Source organism: uncultured Campylobacter sp. (assembly GCF_937997465.1).
Taxonomy (GTDB): Bacteria; Campylobacterota; Campylobacteria; order Campylobacterales; family Campylobacteraceae; genus Campylobacter_A.
The window spans coordinates 1-1,599 of sequence record NZ_CALKTQ010000304.1; the positions used below are offsets into that span (position 1 = coordinate 1).

The following is a 1,599-nucleotide window of genomic DNA, read 5'->3' on the forward strand; positions in this document are numbered from 1 at the left end:
AGAGAGGATTGAAAATTTGCTCTAGTAACGGCAATTTTTCTTTTTGTCCTAGTAAATTTAGTAGTATTGTAAGCGTAGTGAGACGTTGTTGTCCATCGACAATATTATAATTTTTGAGCCCACTATTGCACTCAAAGTGTAGTATGGTAGAGCCTATGCGGTAATCGTTTTTGTTGTTTTTGTATTCTCTAAAAATATCATTAAAAAGCGCAATAGCCGATTTGGTACTCCAGGTATACGGACGTTGATAGTCCGGGATTTTGAGTTTTTTATTATAGATTTTAGATATTTTTACAATATTTGCCTTCATGCTCATCCTTTCAAATTTTTGCATTATAGTGCAGTACTTATCAAAGTTTAGTTAAAAAATACTCTCTTTAACTTAAGCTCACACAAAGGAGCAGTAAGTTACGATGAGAACTATGTTCTTGAAAAGTAACGAGCGTAGCGAAGTAGAGTTTATATAATACTCAAACTACACAGGAAAACTTATATCAGAAACTATTAAAATTGATAAGAAAAAATCCGCTTAAGTTTAATTGAGCCTAATTTTTTCTAGCAAGTTTTTTATCGTTTAAATTGTCGTATACGCCTCTAGAGATATGAAAAGTTTCCGAAGTCTAAATTTTATCTTGCAAGCTCAAATTCCGCCCAGAATTCGCTTCCAGCGCCGGCTTCGCTCTTTACTCTGAGCTTTGCGCCGTGGATTTTGGCGATATTTGCCGCGATGGCTAGCCCAAGGCCGCTGCCTGCGTTTAAGCTTTTATTTCTTGAGCCCTCGGCTTGGTAAAATTTATTCCAGATTAGCTCAATATCTTTTTGAGAAATTCCGTTACCATCATCTTTTACGGATAGTAGCGCGTGCGTTTTGGTTGCGCTTAAGCCTAGCTCGATCTTGTTTGCAGTAAATTTTAGCGCGTTGCTTAAAAAGTTATCAGCCAGCCTTGATATCATCAGCTCATCGCCTAAAATTTCAACATCTGCGGCGATCTCACAGCTAAATTTAACTCCTTTGGCGCTTGCTAGTTTTTCATAGTCGGTGGCTAAATTTTGCAGTATATCGCTTAAATTTATGTGTTTTAAGGTTAAATTTCTGCCTGATTCTAGCCTTGAGAGCTCCAAAATTTGATCTATCAGCGAGGCGATCCTTTTTGACTGCTTTGAGATGACCTCTAGCGACTCCTTGGCTTCGTCTAAATTTTGTGCGTAGCTCGCGGCGTAGTCGCTCTCTGCCATGATGACTGATAGGGGAGTTCGTAGCTCATGCGAGACGTCTGAGGTGAGCTGTTTTTCGTTTCGATAGACCTTTTCGAGAGAATCGAGCATCGAATTAAACATGCCCGCAAGCGCATGCAGCTCGTCCTTGCCAGCGGGTAGCTCGATACGCTTTGAAAAGTCCCGGCTTTTGCCTATATCAAGGGCTGTTTTAGATATCGTGGCGACTGGTTTTAGGGCATTTTTTATCGTTTTGTGACCACCATAAAGCACAAAGGCAAATAAAACCGGAACAAAGACGCCAAGGGCCAGCAAAAATAGCCCCTCTTTTTTGAAAAATCTCTCCGCATTTATGACACCTCTGATCCAGACTTTCTTGCCTTT

General features: G+C 39.9%; 2 protein-coding genes and 1 pseudogene. 1 reads left to right on the forward strand and 2 read right to left on the reverse strand.

Going from position 1 to position 1,599, the window contains the following annotated elements:
- The coding region (locus tag Q0546_RS10315) for a DUF262 domain-containing protein (RefSeq protein ID WP_298792780.1) at positions 1-310 on the reverse strand (310 nt) is incomplete at its 3' end.
- Positions 311-462: 152 nt separating this feature from the next.
- Here Q0546_RS10315 and Q0546_RS10320 point away from each other — a divergent pair.
- A pseudogene (locus Q0546_RS10320) lies at positions 463-543 on the forward strand (IS1595 family transposase); the annotation flags it as partial.
- A gap of 84 nt (positions 544-627) precedes the next feature.
- Here the strand turns inward: Q0546_RS10320 and Q0546_RS10325 are convergent.
- Positions 628-1,599, reverse strand: a 972-nt coding sequence (locus tag Q0546_RS10325) for a HAMP domain-containing sensor histidine kinase (protein WP_298792782.1), incomplete at its 5' end; no start/stop codon positions are given.